General features: G+C 43.4%; 22 protein-coding genes. 9 read left to right on the forward strand and 13 right to left on the reverse strand.

Features of this window, described 5'->3' with window-relative positions; genetic code table 11:
• Positions 1 to 144: 144 nt before the first annotated feature.
• Entirely contained in the window at positions 145 to 1,053 is a 909-nt protein-coding gene (gene alsR, locus ACQVGT_RS02680) for an acetoin biosynthesis transcriptional regulator AlsR (RefSeq protein ID WP_003227859.1), read from the reverse strand.
• Positions 1,054 to 1,210: 157 nt separating this feature from the next.
• Between alsR and alsS the strand changes: the two genes are divergently transcribed.
• The 3 genes from alsS to ACQVGT_RS02695 all read left to right on the forward strand — a co-directional run bounded on the left by alsS (position 1,211) and on the right by ACQVGT_RS02695 (position 4,378).
• Positions 1,211 to 2,923 (forward strand): acetolactate synthase AlsS, encoded by a 1,713-nt coding sequence (alsS, locus tag ACQVGT_RS02685; RefSeq protein WP_015483787.1) that lies wholly within the window; start codon positions 1,211 to 1,213, stop codon positions 2,921 to 2,923.
• Positions 2,924 to 2,983: 60 nt separating this feature from the next.
• A complete protein-coding gene (gene budA / locus ACQVGT_RS02690) occupies positions 2,984 to 3,751 on the forward strand; it encodes an acetolactate decarboxylase (RefSeq protein WP_015384833.1) in 768 nt (255 codons plus the stop codon).
• Positions 3,752 to 3,850: 99 nt separating this feature from the next.
• The gene (locus ACQVGT_RS02695; protein WP_015384832.1) at positions 3,851 to 4,378 is read left to right on the forward strand and encodes an NAD(P)H-dependent oxidoreductase; all 528 of its coding nucleotides are present in this window, start codon (positions 3,851 to 3,853) and stop codon (positions 4,376 to 4,378) included.
• 39 nt (positions 4,379 to 4,417) lie between these two features.
• Here ACQVGT_RS02695 and ACQVGT_RS02700 read toward each other — a convergent pair whose 3' ends face one another.
• The 8 genes from ACQVGT_RS02700 to ACQVGT_RS02735 form a co-directional block, all read right to left on the reverse strand.
• Positions 4,418 to 4,714, reverse strand: coding sequence for a DUF3892 domain-containing protein (locus ACQVGT_RS02700; RefSeq protein ID WP_015384831.1), 297 nt, complete (start codon positions 4,712 to 4,714; stop codon positions 4,418 to 4,420).
• Between the two features lie 155 nt (positions 4,715 to 4,869).
• A complete protein-coding gene (locus tag ACQVGT_RS02705; RefSeq protein ID WP_015384830.1) occupies positions 4,870 to 5,406 on the reverse strand; it encodes an SH3 domain-containing protein in 537 nt (178 codons plus the stop codon).
• 110 nt (positions 5,407 to 5,516) lie between these two features.
• Positions 5,517 to 6,434, reverse strand: coding sequence for a ribose ABC transporter substrate-binding protein RbsB (rbsB, locus tag ACQVGT_RS02710; protein WP_015384829.1), 918 nt, complete (start codon positions 6,432 to 6,434; stop codon positions 5,517 to 5,519).
• Between the two features lie 12 nt (positions 6,435 to 6,446).
• Positions 6,447 to 7,415: a ribose ABC transporter permease RbsC gene (rbsC, locus tag ACQVGT_RS02715; protein ID WP_015483786.1), complete on the reverse strand. Its 969-nt coding sequence runs from the start codon at positions 7,413 to 7,415 to the stop codon at positions 6,447 to 6,449.
• Position 7,416: 1 nt separating this feature from the next.
• Complete coding sequence (gene rbsA, locus ACQVGT_RS02720; RefSeq protein ID WP_015384828.1) at positions 7,417 to 8,898, reverse strand: ribose ABC transporter ATP-binding protein RbsA; 1,482 nt, start codon at positions 8,896 to 8,898, stop codon at positions 7,417 to 7,419.
• Between the two features lie 15 nt (positions 8,899 to 8,913).
• Complete coding sequence (rbsD, locus tag ACQVGT_RS02725; RefSeq protein WP_015384827.1) at positions 8,914 to 9,309, reverse strand: D-ribose pyranase; 396 nt, start codon at positions 9,307 to 9,309, stop codon at positions 8,914 to 8,916.
• Positions 9,306 to 10,187 carry a ribokinase gene (gene rbsK / locus ACQVGT_RS02730; RefSeq protein WP_015483784.1) on the reverse strand — a complete coding sequence of 294 codons (882 nt, stop codon included), beginning with the start codon at positions 10,185 to 10,187 and terminating at the stop codon, positions 9,306 to 9,308. Before rbsK ends, rbsD begins: the two co-directional genes overlap by 4 nt.
• Position 10,188: 1 nt before the next feature.
• The gene (locus tag ACQVGT_RS02735; protein WP_015483783.1) at positions 10,189 to 11,169 is read right to left on the reverse strand and encodes a LacI family DNA-binding transcriptional regulator; all 981 of its coding nucleotides are present in this window, start codon (positions 11,167 to 11,169) and stop codon (positions 10,189 to 10,191) included.
• A gap of 783 nt (positions 11,170 to 11,952) precedes the next feature.
• Here ACQVGT_RS02735 and pgsB point away from each other — a divergent pair.
• The 5 genes from pgsB (at position 11,953) to pgdS (ending at position 16,323) form a co-directional block, all read left to right on the forward strand.
• Positions 11,953 to 13,134 (forward strand): poly-gamma-glutamate synthase PgsB, encoded by a 1,182-nt coding sequence (pgsB, locus tag ACQVGT_RS02740; protein WP_014478160.1) that lies wholly within the window; start codon positions 11,953 to 11,955, stop codon positions 13,132 to 13,134.
• Between the two features lie 14 nt (positions 13,135 to 13,148).
• On the forward strand, positions 13,149 to 13,598 hold the full coding sequence (gene pgsC, locus ACQVGT_RS02745; protein ID WP_003227889.1) for a poly-gamma-glutamate biosynthesis protein PgsC: 450 nt from the start codon (positions 13,149 to 13,151) through the stop codon (positions 13,596 to 13,598).
• An 18-nt stretch (positions 13,599 to 13,616) separates the two neighbouring features.
• A complete protein-coding gene (gene pgsA, locus ACQVGT_RS02750) occupies positions 13,617 to 14,759 on the forward strand; it encodes a capsular polyglutamate synthetase PgsA (RefSeq protein WP_003243306.1) in 1,143 nt (380 codons plus the stop codon).
• A 14-nt stretch (positions 14,760 to 14,773) separates the two neighbouring features.
• Positions 14,774 to 14,941: an extrachromosomal elements maintenance protein EdmS gene (gene edmS, locus ACQVGT_RS02755; protein ID WP_003227896.1), complete on the forward strand. Its 168-nt coding sequence runs from the start codon at positions 14,774 to 14,776 to the stop codon at positions 14,939 to 14,941.
• A 140-nt stretch (positions 14,942 to 15,081) separates the two neighbouring features.
• Positions 15,082 to 16,323: a gamma-DL-glutamyl hydrolase gene (gene pgdS / locus ACQVGT_RS02760; RefSeq protein WP_015483782.1), complete on the forward strand. Its 1,242-nt coding sequence runs from the start codon at positions 15,082 to 15,084 to the stop codon at positions 16,321 to 16,323.
• A 33-nt stretch (positions 16,324 to 16,356) separates the two neighbouring features.
• Here the strand turns inward: pgdS and ywtE are convergent, their stop codons facing one another.
• Entirely contained in the window at positions 16,357 to 17,217 is an 861-nt protein-coding gene (gene ywtE / locus ACQVGT_RS02765) for a 5-amino-6-(5-phospho-D-ribitylamino)uracil phosphatase YwtE (protein WP_015384822.1), read from the reverse strand.
• Between the two features lie 156 nt (positions 17,218 to 17,373).
• On the reverse strand, positions 17,374 to 18,360 hold the full coding sequence (locus tag ACQVGT_RS02770) for an LCP family protein (protein ID WP_015384821.1): 987 nt from the start codon (positions 18,358 to 18,360) through the stop codon (positions 17,374 to 17,376).
• Positions 18,361 to 18,692: 332 nt separating this feature from the next.
• Between ACQVGT_RS02770 and ACQVGT_RS02775 the strand changes: the two genes are divergently transcribed.
• Positions 18,693 to 20,066, forward strand: a complete 1,374-nt coding sequence (locus ACQVGT_RS02775) for a sugar porter family MFS transporter (RefSeq protein WP_015384820.1) — start codon at positions 18,693 to 18,695, stop codon at positions 20,064 to 20,066.
• A gap of 36 nt (positions 20,067 to 20,102) precedes the next feature.
• Here ACQVGT_RS02775 and gerBC read toward each other — a convergent pair whose 3' ends face one another.
• Both gerBC and gerBB read right to left on the reverse strand, forming a co-directional pair.
• A complete protein-coding gene (gerBC, locus tag ACQVGT_RS02780) occupies positions 20,103 to 21,227 on the reverse strand; it encodes a spore germination protein GerBC (RefSeq protein ID WP_015384819.1) in 1,125 nt (374 codons plus the stop codon).
• Positions 21,224 to 22,330 carry a spore germination protein GerBB gene (gerBB, locus tag ACQVGT_RS02785; protein ID WP_015483781.1) on the reverse strand — a complete coding sequence of 369 codons (1,107 nt, stop codon included), beginning with the start codon at positions 22,328 to 22,330 and terminating at the stop codon, positions 21,224 to 21,226. Before gerBB ends, gerBC begins: the two co-directional genes overlap by 4 nt.

The following is a 22,330-nucleotide window of genomic DNA, read 5'->3' on the forward strand; positions in this document are numbered from 1 at the left end:
AATGTCCTGCGCTTACTAATGTCCTTGCCAACTATTTGTACTGTATGTATACGTATACTGATATAAAGTTGTACTAAGCGATTATATTAAATTAATAAAATTTCCATAAGAAACCCAAAAGAAAAAAGAGATTGCAAGTATCGTTCATGTACCTGCATCACTCTCTTTAGTTCTTGTCTGCTGACAATTTGAAATATGAATAAAATGCTTTATAAGCGGATTATGATTGTCTTTGCGGTAAGCAATAACCCATTCTGCATTAAGCTGTATTTGGTCCATTTTTCGATAAGTAACATCCAAATTAAATAATTTTTTGGCTGAGGAAGGAACAAATGTCATACCAATTCCGGCACTGACTAAACCAATCACCATTTGATATTCTGTGGCTTCCTGGACAATGTTGGGTCTGAAGCCCGCTTGTTCACAGAACTGAATAAAATCCATGTATAGAGTAGGCCATGCTTCTTTAGCAACAGTAATAATTGGTTCATCTCTTAAATCCTCAATCGTAATTGATTCCTTAGAAGTCAATGGGTGTTGCTTAGGCAAAGCTAAAACACAAGGGCTGCTTTGGGCGGTTTCGATATGTAAAGCTGTATGCTGTAAGGGAGGATGAAGTATACCAATATCAATGTTGCCCTTTAGTAGCTCCTCCTGCTGCCTAGACGAGGATATTTCACGCAGTTCTATTTTCACAGATGGGAATTTTTTACGATATTCCCGGACAATCGGCGGCAGAAATTCATATGTAGCTGATCCGACAAAACCGATTACGAGAAGGCCTTGCTCGCCGCGGGCCGTCCGCTGTGCCAGTTCAATTCCTTGTCCGATTTGCATCAATGCCATCCGGCAATGATTTAAAAAGATTTCTCCTGCTGCGGTAAGCTCGACAAATCGTTTTGTCCTTTTCAGAAGCGTAACTCCGACTTCTTCCTCCAGCTGTTTGATCTGCTGGCTGAGAGGAGGCTGCGTCATGTTCAGCCGCCGGGCAGCCTTTCCGAAATGAAGCTCTTCGGCTACTGCGATAAAGTATTGAAGATGGCGAAGCTCCATTCAATATGCATTCCTTTCCATAGGTTAATAATTCGTATTACATATTAATCATAAGGCGAATCGATATTGGAGGTCAATTTCCAAAGAGTGTATAGTGAAACTTATCACAAGATATTTAAAATTTTACGTTTAAAATGCATAATAAGGAGTGAGGGTGTTGACAAAAGCAACAAAAGAACAAAAATCCCTTGTGAAAAACAGAGGGGCGGAGCTTGTTGTTGATTGCTTGGTGGAGCAAGGTGTCACACATGTATTTGGCATTCCAGGTGCAAAAATTGATGCGGTATTTGACGCTTTACAAGATAAAGGACCTGAAATTATCGTTGCCCGGCACGAACAAAACGCAGCATTCATGGCCCAAGCAGTCGGCCGTTTAACTGGAAAACCGGGAGTCGTGTTAGTCACATCAGGACCGGGTGCCTCGAACTTGGCAACAGGTCTGCTGACAGCGAATACTGAAGGAGACCCTGTCGTTGCGCTTGCTGGAAACGTGATCCGTGCAGATCGTTTAAAACGGACACATCAATCTTTGGATAATGCGGCGCTATTCCAGCCGATTACAAAATACAGTGTAGAAGTTCAAGATGTAAAAAATATACCGGAAGCTGTTACAAATGCATTTAGGATAGCGTCAGCAGGGCAGGCTGGGGCCGCTTTTGTGAGCTTTCCGCAAGATGTTGTGAATGAAGTCACAAATACGAAAAACGTGCGTGCTGTTGCAGCGCCAAAACTCGGTCCTGCAGCAGATGATGCAATCAGTGCGGCCATTGCAAAGATCCAAACAGCAAAACTTCCTGTCGTTTTGGTCGGCATGAAAGGCGGAAGACCGGAAGCAATTAAAGCGGTTCGCAAGCTTTTGAAAAAGGTTCAGCTTCCATTTGTTGAAACATATCAAGCTGCCGGTACCCTTTCGAGAGATTTAGAGGATCAGTATTTTGGCCGTATCGGTTTGTTCCGCAACCAGCCTGGCGATTTGCTGCTAGAGCAGGCAGATGTCGTTCTGACGATCGGCTATGACCCAATTGAATATGATCCGAAATTCTGGAATGTCAATGGAGCCCGGACAATTATCCATTTAGACGAAATTATCGCTGACATTGATCATGCTTACCAGCCTGATCTTGAATTGATCGGTGACATTCCGTCCACGATCAATCATATCGAACACGATGCTGTAAAAGTGGAATTTGCAGAGCGTGAGCAGAAAATCCTTTCTGATTTAAAACAATATATGCATGAAGGTGAGCAGGTGCCTGCAGATTGGAAATCAGACAGAGCGCACCCTCTTGAAATCGTTAAAGAGTTGCGTAATGCAGTCGATGATCATGTTACAGTAACTTGCGATATCGGTTCGCACGCCATTTGGATGTCACGTTATTTCCGCAGCTACGAGCCGTTAACATTAATGATCAGTAACGGTATGCAAACACTCGGCGTTGCGCTTCCTTGGGCAATCGGCGCTTCATTGGTGAAACCGGGAGAAAAAGTGGTTTCTGTCTCTGGTGACGGCGGTTTCTTATTCTCAGCAATGGAATTAGAGACAGCGGTTCGACTAAAAGCACCAATTGTACACATTGTATGGAACGACAGCACATATGACATGGTTGCATTCCAGCAATTGAAAAAATATAACCGTACATCTGCGGTCGATTTCGGAAATATCGATATCGTGAAATATGCGGAAAGCTTCGGAGCAACTGGCTTGCGCGTAGAATCACCAGACCAGCTGGCAGATGTTCTGCGTCAAGGCATGAACGCTGAAGGTCCTGTCATCATTGATGTCCCGGTTGACTACAGTGATAACATTAATTTAGCAAGTGACAAGCTTCCGAAAGAATTCGGTGAACTCATGAAAACGAAAGCTCTCTAGCACTCTGCGCATCACGACACTGTTTTATGAACAGCACTAAATAAAAGGAGTGAAGGGAATATGAAACGAGAAAGCAACATTCAAGTGCTCAGCCGCGGTCAAAAAGATCAGCCTGTGAGCCAGATTTATCAAGTATCAACAATGACTTCTCTATTAGACGGAGTATATGACGGGGATTTTGAACTGTCAGAGATTCCGAAATATGGAGACTTCGGTATCGGAACCTTTAACAAGCTTGACGGAGAGCTGATTGGGTTTGACGGCGAATTTTACCGTCTCCGTTCAGACGGAACTGCGACACCAGTCCAAAACGGGGATCGTTCTCCGTTCTGTTCATTTACGTTCTTTACACCGGACATGACGCACAAAATTGATGCGAAAATGACACGCGAAGACTTTGAAAAAGAGATCAACAGCTTGCTGCCAAGCAGAAACTTATTTTATGCAATTCGTATTGACGGATTGTTTAAAAAGGTGCAGACAAGAACGGTAGAACTTCAAGAAAAACCTTACGTGCCAATGGTTGAAGCGGTCAAAACACAGCCAATTTTCAACTTCGACAACGTGAGAGGAACGATCGTAGGTTTCTTGACACCAGCTTATGCAAACGGAATCGCCGTTTCTGGCTATCACCTGCACTTCATTGACGAAGGACGCAATTCAGGCGGACACGTTTTTGACTATGTGCTTGAGGATTGCACGGTTACGATTTCTCAAAAAATGAACATGAATCTCAGACTTCCGAACACAGCGGATTTCTTTAATGCGAATCTGGATAACCCTGATTTTGCGAAAGATATCGAAACAACTGAAGGAAGCCCTGAATAAAAGAAAAAAAGAAAGCCCCTTTTAGCAGGGCTTTCTTTTTATTTGGCTCTTTTCCTGATTTTAGATAAAATAACATCAAAACAGTAAAGGTGTGGTCTGATGAAAATATTGGTTTTGGCAGTGCATCCTCATATGGAGACCTCAGTTGTTAATAAGGCGTGGGCTGATGAATTGAGTAAACATGACAATATCACAGTACGGGATCTTTATAAGGAATACCCGGATGAAGAAATAGATGTTGCGAAGGAACAGCAGCTGTGCGAGGAATACGATCGGATTGTCTTTCAATTCCCGCTATATTGGTACAGCTCTCCGCCGCTCTTGAAAAAATGGCAGGATCTTGTGCTGACTTACGGCTGGGCTTTTGGTTCAGAAGGAAATGCCTTGCATGGCAAGGAGCTGATGCTGGCTGTATCAACAGGGAGCGAAGCGGAAAAATATCAAGCGGGCGGAGCAAATCATTACTCGATCAGTGAGCTATTGAAACCATTTCAGGCTACAAGTAATCTGATCGGCATGAAGTATCTGCCTCCATATGTGTTCTATGGCGTGAATTATGCAGCTGCAGAGGATATTTCTCTCAGTGCAAAACGGTTAGCCGAATACATCCAGCAGCCTTTTGTTTAAAATACAGCCCTGTCGAACATACGGCAGGGCTGTATTTGCTTAAAAATCCGGCAGCTCAGACAGGTTATTTTCCTTAATGCCGTCCGGTTCACTTCGCAAAATGTCACGCCCGTATTTATGGAAGACATCAACATGAGCGAGTTTTCCTGCTTTTGCTTCTGACAGCGCGGTAGGGTAGTCGAGCTCTCTTCCTGTATTGGTTTTCACTGCGATAATATTGTCTTCCTCATTTCTTCTAACCGCAATAATTTCTTCTTTTCCAGATGGAACATTTTCTTGATCGACAGTTGTTTGCCGGGCTTTATACGATTCATATGCTGCTTCAAATTGATCCATATTTACACCTCCGCTTTTTAGCGTGAACAAAAATGTCGATGATCATGTAAGGTTTCGACACAGCATACGACAATATTTCCTGAGAAATATCTTGGGAATGTGACAAATCCATTCATAATAAAAGGGATTCCGCATAGATACGGAATCCCTCTCAGTTATTTTGTCATGTGTAAATCCTTTGTTTTCATATAACCTGTCGCACCGCCGTAATCAACGAATACCCAATCAAAATCAAAACCGCCTTTATTCGTTTTACTCCAGCCTAAAAAAGAAACGCTTGTGTCTGCTGGAAGAGTCTTAATGCTCTTTCCATCAGCGGATGTATATACTTTTGTTTTTGTTTTGGTTTTTACCGTTGTCGCTGCTTTTACAATGTAATGAGTGGATACAAATCCTATCTTTCCGTTTTTATACTGAACCTTTGCCCAGTCAGCATTTGAGAAGGAAATCAGCTTTAGGCTATCTCCTAAGTGCAGCGTATCGGCTTTCTGGCTTGATGCGGAAGGCTTCGTTCTGACATTTAGAGCCTCTGCTGATACCAAATAAGAATCAATCGGATAACTGTATAAATCATCAATGCTTACCGTTGTTTCTGGCTGTTGGGCATGGATCGTTCCAGCGCCCCCTGCAGTAGCCGCAGTCATTCCAGCCGCAAGTGCTAATGTTGAAAATATTTTTGTTGGTTTGTTCATGCCGTTCCTCTCCTCACGTAAGAGAAATAATTCATTCTATATCCCTATTCACGTTATCGCAGGTTCCTAAACATGAAAAAGGATCAGATAAAAATCTGATCCCGTGACAATTATTTTTGTGTTTCTAGTTTGAGAGGCGCGGATATTGTTTTTTTTACTTTTTTTCCGTGCAAAATATCATCTGCTGCTTCTGTAGCCAGTTTACCGATTAACTCAGGCTGCTGAGCGACGGTGGCCGACAGCTTTCCATCTTTAATGGAAGCGAGCGCGTCTTTATTGCCGTCAAAGCCGATCACCAATATGTCTTTTCCCGAGCTGTTAATTGCCTCGAGAGCACCGAGCGCCATTTCATCGTTGTGAGCAAAAACAGCTTGGATATCAGGATGTCCCTGCAGCAGGTTTTCCATGACAGTCAGGCCTTTCGTGCGGTCAAAGTCAGCTGATTGTTTTGTGACAACTTGGAGCTTTTGGTCTGCGATGTTATGGAATCCTGAGCCGCGTTCCCGTGTGGCAGATGCGCCGGGGACGCCTTCAAGCTCTGCCACCTTTGCTCCTTTTCCAAGTTTGTCGGCAATAAACGCCGCGGCCATCTCACCGCCCTTTACATTATCGGAAGCAACGAGGGTTTCAACTTTTCCTTGTTCGGCAGATCGATCGATTGTTACGACGGGCACACCGACTGCGTTTGCAGATTCTACTGCCGTTGAGATCGCCGAAGAATCAGTCGGGTTGATTAATAATGCATCAACACCTTGCTGAATTAAATCTTCCACGTCACTCGTCTGTTTCGATGAATCATTTTGTGCATCAACAATGATGACTTTCATTCCCCGTTTTTTAGCTTCTTTTTCGATACCCTTTTTTAATGAGACAAAAAAAGGATTATTAAGCGTTGAGACGGACAAGCCAATGGTGAATTCCTTTTTGTTCCCCGAGTTTGACGGCTTTGCCCATTGGGGAGGCTCAAGCGAACAGGCGGTTAACAAAAATAATGATAACGTTAAAATGACGGATACAGCCTTTTTCATGTGAAAACCCTCCTAAGCTGACTTCTTGCGGTCTAATAATACCGCAATTAAGATAACAATCCCTTTGACAACCAGCTGATAAAATGATGAGACGCCAAGCAGATTAAGTCCGTTATTAAGTGTGCCGATGATCAGCACCCCGATTAACGTGCCGACAATGCGTCCTCGGCCGCCGGAAAGACTTGTCCCGCCTAAGACGACTGCCGCGATAGCATCAAGTTCGTACGATTCCCCCGCAGTCGGCTGGGCCGAATGCAGGCGGGAAGTCAATATGGCACCTGCAAGAGCGGATAAAAGCCCGGCTAAAGAATAGATCATCACTTTCACGCGCGTCACTTTGATGCCTGAAATGAGCGCGGCTTTTTCGTTGCCGCCGATAGCGTACGTTCGGCGTCCGAATGGTGTTTTATGAAGAAGCACCCAAAGGATGACAAAGGCAAGAACCATCGTAATCGCCGGTACAGGAATGCCTAAAAAGTAACCGCGTCCGAACATCTGAAAAGCGAAGTTTGTGCCAAGTCCAGTAATCGGATTTCCATCTGTATACACTAGCGTCAGTCCGCGAAACACAGTCATGGTCGCAAGCGTGGCGATAAAGGGCGCCATTTTTCCTTTAGTAATCAATAATCCGTTGATCATGCCTAGTACGGCACCAATGATACAGCCAAGGATGATCGCGAGAACCGGATCGACACCGGACACAATCATCCCCGCAACTAAAGCACTGGACAGGGCAAGAATAGCGCCGACAGAAAGATCAATGCCGCCTGTCAAAATGACAAAGGTCATCCCGAACGCGATTAATCCGTTAATGGCGACCTGGCGAAGCAGGTTTAAAATATTCAGCGGTTCAAGAAAGCTGGGATTTAAAATAGATACAATGATAACGAGAATAAATAAACCAAGAAACGGGCCGAGTTTTTGCATGACTCCGTCGAAGTGAATCCGTTTTTGTTCTGTTTGCAGTTGCTCCGTTTTCATATTACCGCCCTCCCGTGGCAAGTGTCATAATTCGTTCTTGTGTTGCTTCTCGTGCATGGATCTCTCCGCTGATTCTGCCTTCATGGACAACGATAATCCGATCGCTCATTCCCAGAATTTCAGGCAGCTCTGATGACACCATGATGATAGCGACGCCGCGTTCGGTCAGCTCATTCATCAGCGTATAAATCTCTCGTTTGGCGCCAACATCCACACCTCTGGTTGGCTCATCCAAGATAAGCACTTTCGGTCCGATGCCGATCCACTTGGCTATCACCACTTTTTGCTGGTTTCCTCCTGATAAATGGCGTGCGTGCGTTTCCGGTGATGCTGTTTTGATAGTGAGGCGTTTGATTAACAGATCGACAAATTCAGCCTCCCGCTTGTAATCAATGAGACCCTTTGGTGAGAAGCTGGACAGATTGGGCAGGGCAATATTTTCGCGGATCGAGGTGTCGAGCAGAAGCCCTTCATCCTTGCGATTCTCTGTAATAAAGCCGAGACCTTTTTTCACGGCTTCCTGCGGGTTCTTAATAGCCGTTTTTTTCCCAGCGATCCATATCTCACCCGTGTCCAGCCTGTCAACCCCGAACAGCGCTCTCATCATTTCTGTCCGGCCAGCTCCCATTAATCCTGAAACACCGACGATCTCACCGGAACGAACATAAAAGCTGACATCTTCAAAACTCCCTTTTACGGAGGCATTTTTCACCTCGAATACTTTGTCACCGAGAGAAGGAGTGCGTTTTGGATATCGTTCAGTCAGCTCCCGTCCGACCATTTTTTTGACGACTTCATCAAAATCAGTTTCTGAGATGTTTGTTGTATCTACCGTTTTTCCGTCACGCATGATGGTAATTCTGTCGCAAATCGCAAAAATTTCTTCCATGCGGTGCGAAATATAGACAATGGAGACGCCGTTCTTTTTTAACGCTGTAATGACCTCAAAAAGCTTGCTGATTTCGCGTTCAGTCAACGCTGCGGTCGGTTCATCCATAATGATTACCTCGGCATTTGTCATAAGCGCTTTTGCGATTTCGATCATTTGCTGCTGTCCGACGGAACATTCGCCGGCTTCTTGATCAAGAGAAAGAGAGACGGAGAGTTTGTCAAATTGCTCTTTTGCTAGCGCTTTCATTTTTCTTGTTTGTAAAACGCCCAGCTTGGAGGATATCTCTTTACCGATAAATAGATTCTCAAGAACGGTCATTTCCGGCCAGATATTCAATTCCTGATGGATAAAGGCTATTCCATGCTGTTCCGCTTCTTTTGGATTGGAAAAATACGTTTCGTTTCCGTTTATGCTGATTTGACCTTTATCTGCTTTGTGCAGGCCTGTCAAAATGTTCATAAGCGTGGACTTGCCGGCGCCGTTTTCTCCCATCAATGCATGTACCTCGCCAGGCACGAGCTGAAAGGAAACGCCTGACAGCACCTGGTTTTTTCCGAATGCTTTATGAATGTCTTTCATTTCAATCTGCATGTTTCATCCTCCTTTCTAGAAAAGCACACCCGCCTGCAGGATGCAGTTGGCATATGGTGTGAATTCTCCTGTTCTTATGACTGCCTTTGCTTCATTTGTCAGCAGCTTAAACTCCTCATGAGAAAGGTATTCAATCTCTTGTTCAGAGAAAAGATTTTCTAGAAATCTCGCATTGTCCTGATTGGATGCTTTTATTTCAGCTGCAGCAATGACTTTTTCGACCGCCATTTCCTCAGCCAGTACTGCCGCTGTATCTTGGAAAGCCGGAAGGCCCGGCTTCAGTGAAAGATCAATTTTCAAAACGCCGTCGGGAACAGGCAGTCCGGCATCCGCGATGACAATTTTATCAGTGTGGCCAAGGTCGGCTAAAATCTTGGCAAGATGGCTGTTCAGCATACCGTGTTTTTTCATGACAGCAGCTCCTCTACTTCATTTCTTGTCGGCATTCCGCCTTGGGCACCGAAGGAACAGACAGAAAGGGAAGCGGCACGGTTGGCAAACCGCAATGCGGCTTCAATGTCTTTTCCCTCAGCCAGGGCCACGGCAAATGCTGCGTTAAACGTATCACCGGCTCCGGTTGTATCAACGGGCTCAACAGGAAAGGACGGGATGAGCACTTCTTTGCTGCCAGCCGAATAGCGGACGCCTTGTTTTCCTTCTGTAATAAAGAGCTTTGCCGGATAAAGCGCCAGAGCTTCAGAAATGGTAAGCTCAGGGAATAAAATCGAAGCCTCGTGTTCATTCGGCGTCAGATAGGTGGCGTGATCAATTGTTTCCTGCTTGAGCGGGCGGGCCGGTGCCGGGTTTAGCATGATCGGGATATCGTGAGAATGGCAGTATTTGCACACCTCATCAACCGTTTCTTCTGGGATTTCCTGCTGAATCAGCACCATATCGACCTTTTCAATCTGTTCGAGCGCGTTTAACGCATACGCTGGGGTGATGTCATCGTTCGCGCCTTTGACAACGACAATGCTGTTATCACCTTCAGCAAGCACAATATGAGCGGTTCCGCTTTCCGCATGTGTAACCGGTTCCATATAGTCAGTGCGAACGCCGTTAGCTTTGAGATTATTCAAAATAGCTGTTCCATAATGATCGTCTCCAACCTTGCCGACCATAAACACTTGAGCCCCAAGTCTGGCTGCGGCAACGGCCTGATTTGCTCCTTTGCCGCCCGGCACAGTCTGAAAGGACGTGCCAAGAACCGTTTCACCGGCTTTTGGGCGTTTATCCGAGATGACTACTAAATCCATAGAACAGCTACCAACCACACAAATATTACGCATCTTAATCTTCCTTTCTTGTCGTCTTTCTTCCTATATAGGTGACAGGCATTTGAATTGCCGTTTCTGCCAGCGGCTGTTTTTTGATGATACCCAAAAGCAGTTTGGCAGCTTCTTTCCCCATATCATATGCAGGCTGTCTAATTGTAGAAAGTGGCGGGAACAGAAGTCCGCTTTGCGGAATGTCATCATAGCCGATAATTTGAATGTCCTCCGGCACGTTTTTTCCGCGCCGCAATGCTTCATGTAAAACGGCAGCGGCTTGAATATCATTACTCGCGATCACACCATCTGTCGCTGGATAAGCGGCAAACAGCTCCTTCGCCATCGATTGTGCATCTTTAATTGAAAATGAAGCCGTCTCAATGACCTGAAACTCAACTTCAGCCTGCTTTAAGATTTCCAAAGCGCCGTTAAAGCGGTCTTGAGCGGTCGGCAGGTGAGCGGGTCCTCTCAAGAGTGTAATGCGCTGGCTTTTTCCGTGAATGATAGCCTTGGCGGCTAACTTTCCTCCTTTATAACCGTCACTGGACACAGAAGGGGCTCCTTCTAGTGTTCTGTCCAGAAAAACAACTGGATAATTCATGCCGCTGTATTCCTCGAGATCCGGGTAATTCGTTGCGGCAATAATGCCTGCGACATGATTTTGTTTAAAGGTTTGAAGGTATTCAAGTTCTTTTTTCAATTCCTCGTCACTGTTGCCGAAAATAAGGCGATAGCCTTCCCGGTTCAATTCATCCTCCGCACCGCGGGCAAGCTGGGGGAAGAAAGGGTTTGTGATATCCGGGAGCAAAAGTCCGATCAGTCGGGATTCTCTTTTATATAGAGATCTGGCGACTTCGTTCGGGTAATAGTTCAGCTTCGCCATCGCCGCTATGACACGCGTTCGCGTTTCTTCGTGTACATAGCCGTTATCATTCAGGACGCGGGAAACCGTCGCAACTGAAACGCCCGCCGCTCCGGCGACATCTTTAATTGTAGCCAAAACAGCTCCTCCTTGTTTATGTAACCGTTTACATAGATAGATTATCATGAACAATCCGAAGTTGGCAATAAAAATATCAAAAGAAATCTACTTGTAAATTGTATATATAATTGAAAAATTTAAGGTTTTCACTCTTTTTTTGACAAAGTCTTCACAAATATGGATGAAGATTTCATGAACAAATATTAAGTTTTATTAAAATTGTTTCAAAGTCATGCGTTTAGACCTGTAAATGGTGAGAAACAGAAAAGACTATCATCCCAGAAAATGTTTAATTATGTTAGAGAATTCGGACTCGTATGTTTAGCGTTTTCATCTGGAACCTCCTTAGTCATTTTGGAATGGGCCTAATATTGCTTATTCCATGCAGAAAGGATGACATTATGACCTTGTCCTTAAGAAACAGGATAAAACTATTTTGTGTTCATAAGAACCGGAAACACGCATGATAGCAGGAGATGCTTGATAACACAGGCTGAAAAAAAGATTGATTTGAAATGCATATTAAATACAAACAGCAGGATGTGACTATACGTCCAGAAGGATATCAGGAGAAAAATGAAAGCGCATTCTCTTCGATTTTTTAAAAAAGTGATAAGGTATAAGTCCTGCTGTTTTCCAAAAATAGAAAACAGTTTGTAGGTATAAAATCTCTTTCAAACGAGAAGTTTGGCTTAGTCGATTAGGGAAGATTATGTTACATAATGCCGATTGAGAATTCATAGTGATTCTATATACTGATGAATGAATTTACAACAATATAGAAGGAGATGTCGAAAAGCAATGTGGTTACTCATTATAGCCTGTGCTGTCATACTGGTCATCGGAATATTAGAAAAACGACGACATCAGAAAAACATTGATGCCCTCCCTGTTCGGGTGAATATTAACGGCATCCGAGGAAAATCGACTGTGACAAGGCTGACAACCGGAATATTAATAGAAGCCGGTTACAAGACTGTTGGAAAAACAACAGGAACAGATGCAAGAATGATTTACTGGGACACACCGGAGGAAAAGCCGATTAAACGGAAACCTCAGGGGCCGAATATCGGAGAGCAAAAAGAAGTCATGAGAGAAACAGTAGATAGAGGGGCTAACGCGATTGTCAGCGAATGCATGGCTGTTAACCCAGATTATCAAATCATCTTTCAGGAAGAACTTCTGCAGGCCAATATCGGCGTCATTGTGAATGTTTTAGAAGACCATATGGATGTCATGGGGCCGACGCTTGATGAAATTGCAGAAGCGTTTACCGCTACAATTCCTTATAATGGCCATCTTGTCATTACAGATAGTGAATATACCGAGTTCTTTAAACAAAAAGCAAAAGAACGAAACACAAAAGTCATCATTGCTGATAACTCAAAAATTACAGATGAGTATTTACGTAAATTTGAATACATGGTATTCCCTGATAACGCTTCTCTGGCGCTGGGTGTGGCTCAAGCACTCGGCATTGACGAAGAAACAGCATTTAAGGGAATGCTGAATGCGCCGCCAGATCCGGGAGCAATGAGAATTCTTCCGCTGATCAGTCCGAGCGAGCCTGGGCACTTTGTTAATGGGTTTGCCGCAAACGACGCTTCTTCTACTTTGAATATATGGAAACGTGTAAAAGAAATCGGTTACCCGACCGATGATCCGATCATCATCATGAACTGCCGCGCAGACCGTGTCGATCGGACACAGCAATTCGCAAATGACGTATTGCCTTATATTGAAGCAAGTGAACTGATCTTAATCGGTGAAACAACAGAACCGATCGTAAAAGCCTACGAAGAAGGCAAAATTCCTGCAGACAAACTGCATGATCTAGAGTATAAGTCAACAGATGAAATTATGGAATTGTTAAAGAAAAGAATGCACAACCGTGTCATATATGGCGTCGGCAATATTCATGGTGCCGCAGAGCCTTTAATTGAAAAAATCCACGAATACAAGGTTAAGCAGCTCGTAAGCTAGGGGGAAATGCAGACATGTTCGGATCAGATTTATACATCGCACTAATTTTAGGTGTACTACTCAGTTTAATTTTTGCGGAAAAAACAGGGATCGTGCCGGCAGGACTTGTTGTACCGGGATATTTAGGACTTGTGTTTAATCAGCCGGTCTTTATTTTACTTGTTTTGCTAGTGAGCTTGCTCACTTATGTTATTGTGAAATACGGTTTATCGAAATTTATGATTTTGTACGGACGCAGAAAATTCGCTGCCATGCTGATAACAGGGATCGTCCTAAAAATCGCGTTTGATTTTCTATACCCGATTGTACCATTTGAAATCGCAGAATTTCGAGGAATCGGCATCATCGTGCCAGGTTTAATTGCCAATACCATTCAGAAACAAGGTTTAACCATTACGTTCGGAAGCACGCTGCTATTGAGCGGAGCGACCTTTGCTATCATGTTTGTTTACTACTTAATTTAATGTAAGGTGTGTCAAACGATGAAAAAAGAACTGAGCTTTCATGAAAAGCTGCTAAAGCTGACAAAACAGCAAAAAAAGAAAACCAATAAGCACGTATTTATCGCCATTCCGATCGTTTTTGTCCTTATGTTCGCTTTCATGTGGGCGGGAAAAGCGGAAACGCCGAAGGTCAAAACGTATTCTGACGACGTACTCTCAGCCTCATTTGTAGGCGATATTATGATGGGACGCTATGTTGAAAAAGTAACGGAGCAAAAAGGGGCAGACAGTATTTTTCAATATGTTGAACCGATCTTTAGAGCCTCGGATTATGTAGCAGGAAACTTTGAAAACCCGGTAACCTATCAAAAGAATTATAAACAAGCAGATAAAGAGATTCATCTGCAGACGAATAAGGAATCAGTGAAAGTCTTGAAGGATATGAATTTCACGGTTCTCAACAGCGCAAACAACCACGCAATGGATTACGGCGTTCAGGGCATGAAAGATACGCTTGGAGAATTTGCGAAGCAAAACCTTGATATCGTTGGAGCGGGATACAGCTTAAGTGATGCGAAAAAGAAAATTTCGTACCAGAAAGTCAACGGGGTAACGATTGCGACGCTTGGCTTTACCGATGTGTCCGGGAAAGGTTTCGCGGCTAAAAAGAATACGCCGGGCGTGCTGCCCGCAGATCCTGAAATCTTCATCCCTATGATTTCAGAAGCGAAAAAACATGCGGACATCGTTGTTGTGCAGTCACACTGGGGCCAAGAGTATGACAATGATCCAAACGACCGCCAGCGCCAGCTTGCAAGAGCCATGTCTGATGCGGGAGCTGACATCATCGTCGGCCATCACCCGCACGTCTTAGAGCCGATTGAAGTATATAACGGAACCGTCATTTTCTACAGCCTCGGCAACTTTGTCTTTGACCAAGGCTGGACGAGAACAAGAGACAGTGCACTGGTTCAGTATCACCTGAAGAAAAATGGAACAGGCCGCTTTGAAGTGACACCGATCGACATCCATGAAGCGACACCTGCACCTGTAAAAAAAGACAGCCTTAAACAGAAAACCATTATTCGCGAACTGACGAAAGACTCTAATTTCGCTTGGAAAGTAGAAGACGGAAAACTGACGTTTGATATTGATCATAGTGACAAACTAAAATCTAAATAAACGGAGTGATAAAGATGAAATTTGTCAAAGCCATCTGGCCGTTTGTTGCCGTAGCCATCGTGTTCATGTTTATGTCAGCTTTTAAATTCAATGATCAGCTGACAGATCAGGAAAAACAGAAGATTGATATGGAAATGAATAAAATCCAACAGCAGGAAGAACCGGTAAACGCCAATAAATAATTCAAAAAAGAGAGTGTCTGATGAGACACTCTCTTTTTATTTGCCCAGCATATTCATTCTGTAAAAATATTAAAAAGTCTCTTAACATATTCAAAAAAATACCGATGTTAAAACTGCAAAAAGAGGAGGAGATAGTAAAAGTGAACACACTGGCAAACTGGAAGAAGTTTTTGCTTGTGGCGGTTATCATTTGTTTTTTGGTTCCAATTATGACAAAAGCGGAGATTGCGGAAGCTGATACATCATCAGAATTGATTGTCAGTGAAGCAAAAAAACTGCTTGGATATCAGTATAAATATGGCGGGGAAACGCCGAAAGCGGGTTTCGATCCATCAGGATTGATACAATATGTGTTCAGTAAGGCTGATATTCATCTGCCGAGATCTGTAAACGACCAGTATAAAATCGGAACAGCTGTAAAACCGGAAAACCTGAAGCCGGGTGATATTTTGTTTTTCAAGAAAGAGGGAAGCACCGGCACTGTTCCGACACATGACGCCCTTTATATCGGAGACGGCCAAATGGTTCACAGTACACAGTCAAAAGGGGTTATCATCACCAATTACAAAAAAAGCAGCTATTGGAACGGAACTTATATCGGGGCGAGACGAATCGCTGCCGATCCGGCAACGGCTGATGTTCCTGTCGTTCAGGAGGCCGAAAAATATATCGGTGTCCCATATGTGTTTGGCGGAAGCACGCCGTCAGAGGGCTTTGATTGCTCGGGGCTTGTGCAATATGTGTTTCAACAGGCACTCGGCATTTATCTGCCGCGATCAGCCGAACAGCAGTGGGCAGTGGGCGAGAAGGTAGCCCCTCAGAACATAAAGCCTGGTGATGTCGTCTATTTCAGCAATACGTATAAAACGGGAATTTCACATGCAGGCATTTATGCGGGCGAAGGCAGGTTCATTCAGGCGAGCCGGTCAGAAAAAGTAACCATTTCCTATTTGTCAGAAGATTACTGGAAATCGAAGATGACGGGTATTCGACGATTTGACAACCTGACAATCCCGAAAGAAAATCCGATTGTTTCCGAAGCGACGCTTTATGTCGGTGAAGTACCTTACAAACAGGGCGGAGTAACACCTGAGACAGGATTTGATACAGCTGGATTTGTCCAATATGTATACCAGAAAGCAGCCGGTATTTCCCTGCCTCGATACGCAACAAGCCAGTACAATGCCGGAACTAAGATTGAGAAGGCGGACCTGAAGCCGGGAGACATTGTGTTCTTTCAATCAACAAGTTTAAATCCCTCCATCTATATCGGAAACGGACAAGTTGTTCATGTCACATTATCAAACGGCGTGACCATTACCAATATGAACACGAGCACATATTGGAAGGATAAATACGCAGGAAGTATACGGGTGCAATAAAAGAAAAAGACTCCAATCTCTGGAGTCTTTTCTTTATGCATATTGCCCTGAAAGAAGCTGGTCTATAAAGTAGGCCACACCATTTTCGTCATTGCTTTTTGTGACAAAGGTGCTTTTTTCTTTTAATTCATCAATCGCATTTTCCATGGCGATACGGTGTCCGGCGACTTCAAACATGGACAAATCGTTTGGACTATCGCCGATCGCATAGATATCCTGTGTTTCAATTCCGTATAGGTCAGCCAGCTTTGTTAACGCGCGTCCTTTTCCTGACGAGGCCGGCAGGATTTCGATAATATGTTTTCCTGAAGAGGTTTGCGCCAGTTTTTTATGATGCTTCAGTTCTTCCTTCGCTTGTTTCAGCTTGTCCATATCAAAGGAGAAGCAAAGAAGCTTATAAATGTTTTCACCGCCGTCAAAAACCGATTCGATATGAGGGATTGGTTTAATGCCAAACTGTTTGAATTGAGTCATGGCTCCTTGCCACAATTCATCCGTCTGCTCGTTTGGGTTTGCGCTCTTTAGAATGTCAAGCTCCGCGTGCAGCTTAGCTTCGCCGTCAAAAGGAGAAAGCAGATGGTCATCTGTATATACCTCAAAGTAAATGTTTTTTGAAAGTAAGTAATCAGCAATCGCTTTACCGGCTTCCTGATCCATTAATGTCCGGCTGATCAAACGGTAACCCGTGTCATGGATCGTACCGCCATTAGCTGCAATGATAGGGATGTCCAAGTCATCCAGCAGCGCTTTTACATCAAATGTCGCTCTTCCCGTGCAAATGGTGACGAGAATGCCGGCATCAACGGCCCGCTTGATCGCCTCTCTGTTTTCCGCAGAAATGACGCTTTCTTTATTCAGTAATGTTCCGTCTAGATCAATCGCAATACATTTCATATGTAGGGGAACCTCCTTAAAAATGAAGCTGCTTCGTGTAGTATGTTCAGCTTGCCTGTGAAACATAATCCATATAAATTAAGGCTAATCGTTACTTTGATAATTTTCAACAAAATAAGTAAAAAAAACGAAATGGCTTTTGCCATTCCGTTTAAATCAGTTATTTAGGGCATCTTTTAGTTCAGTTTTTACTTTTTCAAGTTTTTTATTATCAAGCTGCAAGTAATACAGTTTTTTGCCCTCACGAGAGCTATAGAGATACATGTCTGATCCCGTAAGCTGCTCAGAATCAACTGATTTTAAAGACGCTATAAAAGGAAACAAACCGATTGCGTCATTTAACGATAAATTCATCTTTAAATTTTTCCCTAGACTATCAACAATATCATCATAGGCTGGAATAGAGCTTAAAGATTTAGATTCTTTAATAATTGCATTTAAGACTTCCATCTGTCTTTGGCCGCGTTGAAAATCTGTATCGGCTTTACGCGTTCTTACATACGCAAGTGCCTCTTCCCCGTCGAGTGTTTGAACGCCGGTTTTTAATACAACTTTTCCTTTTGTATCCTTTTTAATTTGATTAACAACTTTTTCACTTTTTACATTTACACTCACACCATTTAACTCATTAACAACATCTTTAAAGGCAGCAAAATTACTTTCTACTACATAATCTACTGGAATATCCAATAGATTTTCTACTGTTTTTGCCGTGAGTTTTACGCCGCCATATGCATGAGCATGAGTGAATTTATCATAGCCATGGCCTGGAATATTTACATAAGAGTCCCTAGGAATGCTTAACATTGTAGCTGTTTTGTTCTTCCGGTTAAAAGTAACCAATACATTGGCATCACTTCTAGCATCATCAACTGTCTCACCACTTGCGTCTCTTGCATCGATACCGAGAAGCAGTACAGTAAAAGAATCTTTTTTCGGATCAAATTCTTTAATACGTTTTACGGATTGACCATTCTCATTCAGATCAATATGAGCTTCTTTAGAAGCATTGTTCAGCTTTACAAAAGCATAGGCGCCGACAGAGCCTGCCGCAATGACTAAGAAAGCCATTAAACCGGCAACGACTTTTACCCATTTTCTCAGTTTTCTCTTTTTCTTTCTGCGCTGTGATCGTTCTTCCATATATCAATACCTCACGTTTCTTTATTATTTGAAGCGTACCATTCATTTTGCCATGGGGCAACTCCTCGAAAGACATTTTTCGATAAATATTCCTATATTTATAAGTTCTTGTTTTTGAAGATTGATAACGATAATGTGCTGAATCACCCTATATTGGACGCTGGAACAAGTAAAATGTTTCGGCGACATTCAAAAAAATACAAGTAAATGATTGGAAAACTTATGATCAGCAAAATAAAAAGGTTTAATAGCCGGAAAAAGAGGCTAAAAGATTTCTAAAAAAATCCCACAGACAATGTCATTGCAGCTGATGGAGAAAGGGAGTCATTTTTATGAAAAAGCAGTCAAATATATGGCTTTATTTTTTCGGAGCTCTTGGAGGCGCGTTATATGGCTATGATACCGGAGTGATTTCCGGAGCTATTTTATTTATGAAAAAGGAGTTAGGCTTAAACGCGTTTACAGAAGGTCTTGTTGTCAGCTCCTTACTGGTTGGGGCGATATTAGGCTCAGGAGCGGCTGGTAAGCTGACTGACCGTTTCGGAAGAAAAAAAGCAATTATGGCGGCCGCGCTGCTGTTTTGTATAGGCGGTCTTGGTGTGGCACTGGCCCCAAATACGGGAGTCATGGTGCTGTTTCGCATCATTTTGGGACTTGCAGTCGGAACATCGACGACAATCGTGCCGCTTTATTTATCTGAACTGGCGCCAAAACATAAACGCGGGGCGCTGTCATCACTGAATCAGCTGATGATCACGGTCGGCATCCTTCTTTCTTACATTGTCAATTACATATTTGCCGATGCCGAAGCGTGGCGCTGGATGCTTGGATTGGCTGCTGTGCCGTCATTGCTCTTGCTCATTGGCATTTTGTTTATGCCTGAGAGCCCGCGGTGGCTGTTCACGAATGGCGAAGAAAGCAAAGCGAAGAAAATTCTTGAAAAATTGCGTGGCACAAAAGATATTGATCAGGAAATACATGATATAAAAGAAGCGGAAAAGCAGGATGAAGGCGGCCTGAAGGAGCTGTTCGATCCATGGGTGCGCCCAGCGCTTATTGCCGGTTTGGGACTCGCTTTTTTGCAGCAATTTATCGGAACGAATACGATCATCTATTATGCGCCAAAGACCTTTACAAACGTCGGATTTGGAAACTCCGCTTCGATTTTAGGCACGGTCGGAATCGGCACAGTCAATGTTCTCATGACATTAATAGCGATTAAAATCATCGACAAGATTGGAAGAAAGCCGTTACTGCTATTCGGGAATGCGGGCATGGTGATCAGCTTGATCGTTCTCGCTTTAGTAAATCTCTTTTTCGATAACACTCCGGCTGCCTCATGGACGACCGTCATTTGTTTAGGCGTGTTTATCGTTGTCTTTGCGGTCAGCTGGGGACCGGTTGTGTGGGTGATGCTTCCTGAATTGTTCCCGCTTCACGTCAGAGGAATCGGGACCGGTGTTTCGACCTTAATGTTGCACGTTGGGACACTGATTGTTTCACTAACCTATCCAATATTAATGGAAGCGATCGGAATCAGTTATTTATTCCTGATTTATGCCGCGATCGGTATCATGGCGTTCTTATTTGTCCGATTTAAAGTGACAGAGACAAAGGGAAAAAGCCTTGAAGAAATTGAGCAGGATTTACGGGACAAAAACGGACAGGGAGGATCGGCCGGAAAACAGCAGACTGTTGGGACATAAAAAAGGGTGCGCGATCATGCGCACCCTTTTGATTGCTTACTTTCCCACCGTTCCAAAGTTAATGATTTTAAAAGAAATATCGTACTTAAAATCAGCCTCAGAAAATATTTCATCCCAATGTCCTTTTACTTTATTCCAGTAGTCAGGGTGTTGAATCCTTATGTGGTCTGATAAAAAGACCGGATCGGTTTTATACTCGTGCTGCAGTTTATCCATCACCTGCTTTACATCTCGTTCAAGCTTTTTCTCAAAAATGTTCTCCAGCCTGTGCAAATATCTTTTGCTAAAGGAGTTTTCATTCGGGTTTTGGTCTTCTGTCAGGATGCCCTTCGTTTTAACAGAAATCTGAAAGACAGGCTTTCCGTTTTCAATGATCGGCTTAATTTTCGTTTTTGACTTTTTGAGTTCAAACGTAATCGGATGTCCTTTATCTGTCGTTGGCATGACACCGCCTTGGATCGTCCCCATGACCCATGTCAGTGTCTGGGTTTCATCAGCTGAAAGAAACCCAACAAGTTTATTGCTGCCTCTTTTGATAACGCCTGCACCGTCATACTTGGCTTTTCCCTTTTGGTTTTTCACGGCTTGAATAAGATAACTGTACCCGTTCTGAGAGTATATAGATGCTCTGCCGATGCGCAGCGGTATCATAATCTTACCGTTATATCCGCTGTGAGTTGTCAAATCAATCAGTTTTTCTGAGGGCATCGGCTGCTGCTGATTGGGGTTTCCTTTTGTGAAAACATCAGCTGCATTCCCTCTGGCTGCCATCAAATAGCTGCTTCGCCGCAGCTCATCATCCCGGATAAAGTGGTTGAAGACTTGGTCTACATTTTGATTCCTCATCAGTTTTTCTCCCAAAAGAATCACTTTTAAATGATCGCTATAAACAGGAGGGTCCTTGATGGATACATCACTGACTGCTTCCAGGATCGTTTTCCCGTAGGACGTCACATTGACAAATTCGGGTTTTCCGGATGCTTGGCTGTCTTCGCTTTGGGGAAGAAGGTTTTGATACGTCAGTTTGTACTGGTGATCATCTGTCTCATCGATCGCCAGCCCTCTGGCGAAGGATAGTTTCTCAATATTTTTGACATCCCAGCATCCGCAGAGAACCTGCAGCATAAGAAACATGACTGCGAGTTTTGTTGCTGTTTTCATTGCAGCTGACCCCTCCCAAGTTTTTTCTGTACCCAGCTTAAAAGCCAGACGAAGAATGGAATTGCAATCACAATTAAGAAAGCATATCCAAGAAGCGTCCCGTAATAAAACACGTCATTCAAGTCCTTGGGATACATCGTTATGAAAAACGTCGCAACCAGCATTGCAGTCAGCAGCCAAGCATTGTTTTTATTTTTTAGATGAAAGATTTCCGTTAACCCGATATGGGCGCCTTTGAAGGATCCGAGCATACAGGTAAATTGCTGAGCTGTCCAGGTCAGCTGTAAAAACAGATCAAATCGTTCAATAAAAATACCCGGAACCTCTAATGCGTGGATGAGGGAAATGGTCGGCCATGTCACAGTTTTTGCCTCAGCCACAGTCATACAGCCAATCACAATGAACAAAGTAATGCTGTAGAACACTGTAGAAGTCCCGATCCCAAAAGCAACAGCCTTTTTCGCTTGCTTCGGATCTCTCATAAATGGGACGAGATAAAAAATGATTTCAAATCCTGAGAAATATAATAGTGTTTTAGGGAATAAAGAGAAAAAACTTTGATAGCCTCCCTCAAAAACAGGCCGGATAAAATCGAACTGGAACAAGCGAAAGCTGAACATCAGAAGCATCATAAAAATAATAAGGGTTATAGGAAAAATATAAGCGTATACTTTTGCAATTGAATAAACGCCTCCGCCTACATGATAGATGGCAACTGCAAGAAATATAAACACAACAACTGCCATTGGCGTGTTTTTCAACAAAAAGAATCCGACAACCTCTCCCAAAATCCGAGCTTGAAAGCAAACAATCCCAATGAAATATAGACAGATATATAAATTCAATAGAAAGCCGATGAATGTTCCAGCTACCATGCTGTTGAGCTTAAAAAGAGTTTTTTCGCTGTTTTTTTGAAGGAAAGGCAAAAAAAGCAGAACAATGATAATAAAAATAACGCCCTGCAGCAGTATCATAAGCCATCCGCTCGGACTGCCGGTTTCGGCAGCTGAGCGGGGAAGGGTTAGGACCCCGGCACCGATCAGTGTGCTGCTGATCATAATGAGCGTCTGCATAAATGTCAGTTTATGCTCTGATTTCCTCAT

It is taken from the genome of Bacillus sp. SCT118 (genome assembly GCF_058566435.1).

Coding starts and splice junctions, on each gene's coding strand:
- pgsA (WP_003243306.1), top strand. CDS start 13,617: ATGAAAAAAGAACTGAGCTTTCATGAAAAGCTGCTAAAGCTGACAAAA.
- ACQVGT_RS02770 (WP_015384821.1), bottom strand. CDS start 18,360: ATGGAAGAACGATCACAGCGCAGAAAGAAAAAGAGAAAACTGAGAAAA.
- pgsB (WP_014478160.1), top strand. CDS start 11,953: ATGTGGTTACTCATTATAGCCTGTGCTGTCATACTGGTCATCGGAATA.
- edmS (WP_003227896.1), top strand. CDS start 14,774: ATGAAATTTGTCAAAGCCATCTGGCCGTTTGTTGCCGTAGCCATCGTG.
- rbsA (WP_015384828.1), bottom strand. CDS start 8,898: ATGCAGATTGAAATGAAAGACATTCATAAAGCATTCGGAAAAAACCAG.
- gerBC (WP_015384819.1), bottom strand. CDS start 21,227: ATGAAAACAGCAACAAAACTCGCAGTCATGTTTCTTATGCTGCAGGTT.
- rbsK (WP_015483784.1), bottom strand. CDS start 10,187: ATGCGTAATATTTGTGTGGTTGGTAGCTGTTCTATGGATTTAGTAGTC.
- ACQVGT_RS02775 (WP_015384820.1), top strand. CDS start 18,693: ATGAAAAAGCAGTCAAATATATGGCTTTATTTTTTCGGAGCTCTTGGA.
- ywtE (WP_015384822.1), bottom strand. CDS start 17,217: ATGAAATGTATTGCGATTGATCTAGACGGAACATTACTGAATAAAGAA.
- ACQVGT_RS02700 (WP_015384831.1), bottom strand. CDS start 4,714: ATGGATCAATTTGAAGCAGCATATGAATCGTATAAAGCCCGGCAAACA.
- ACQVGT_RS02695 (WP_015384832.1), top strand. CDS start 3,851: ATGAAAATATTGGTTTTGGCAGTGCATCCTCATATGGAGACCTCAGTT.
- gerBB (WP_015483781.1), bottom strand. CDS start 22,330: ATGAGGAAATCAGAGCATAAACTGACATTTATGCAGACGCTCATTATG.
- alsR (WP_003227859.1), bottom strand. CDS start 1,053: ATGGAGCTTCGCCATCTTCAATACTTTATCGCAGTAGCCGAAGAGCTT.
- budA (WP_015384833.1), top strand. CDS start 2,984: ATGAAACGAGAAAGCAACATTCAAGTGCTCAGCCGCGGTCAAAAAGAT.
- rbsC (WP_015483786.1), bottom strand. CDS start 7,415: ATGAAAACGGAGCAACTGCAAACAGAACAAAAACGGATTCACTTCGAC.
- rbsD (WP_015384827.1), bottom strand. CDS start 9,309: ATGAAAAAACACGGTATGCTGAACAGCCATCTTGCCAAGATTTTAGCC.
- rbsB (WP_015384829.1), bottom strand. CDS start 6,434: ATGAAAAAGGCTGTATCCGTCATTTTAACGTTATCATTATTTTTGTTA.
- pgsC (WP_003227889.1), top strand. CDS start 13,149: ATGTTCGGATCAGATTTATACATCGCACTAATTTTAGGTGTACTACTC.
- ACQVGT_RS02705 (WP_015384830.1), bottom strand. CDS start 5,406: ATGAACAAACCAACAAAAATATTTTCAACATTAGCACTTGCGGCTGGA.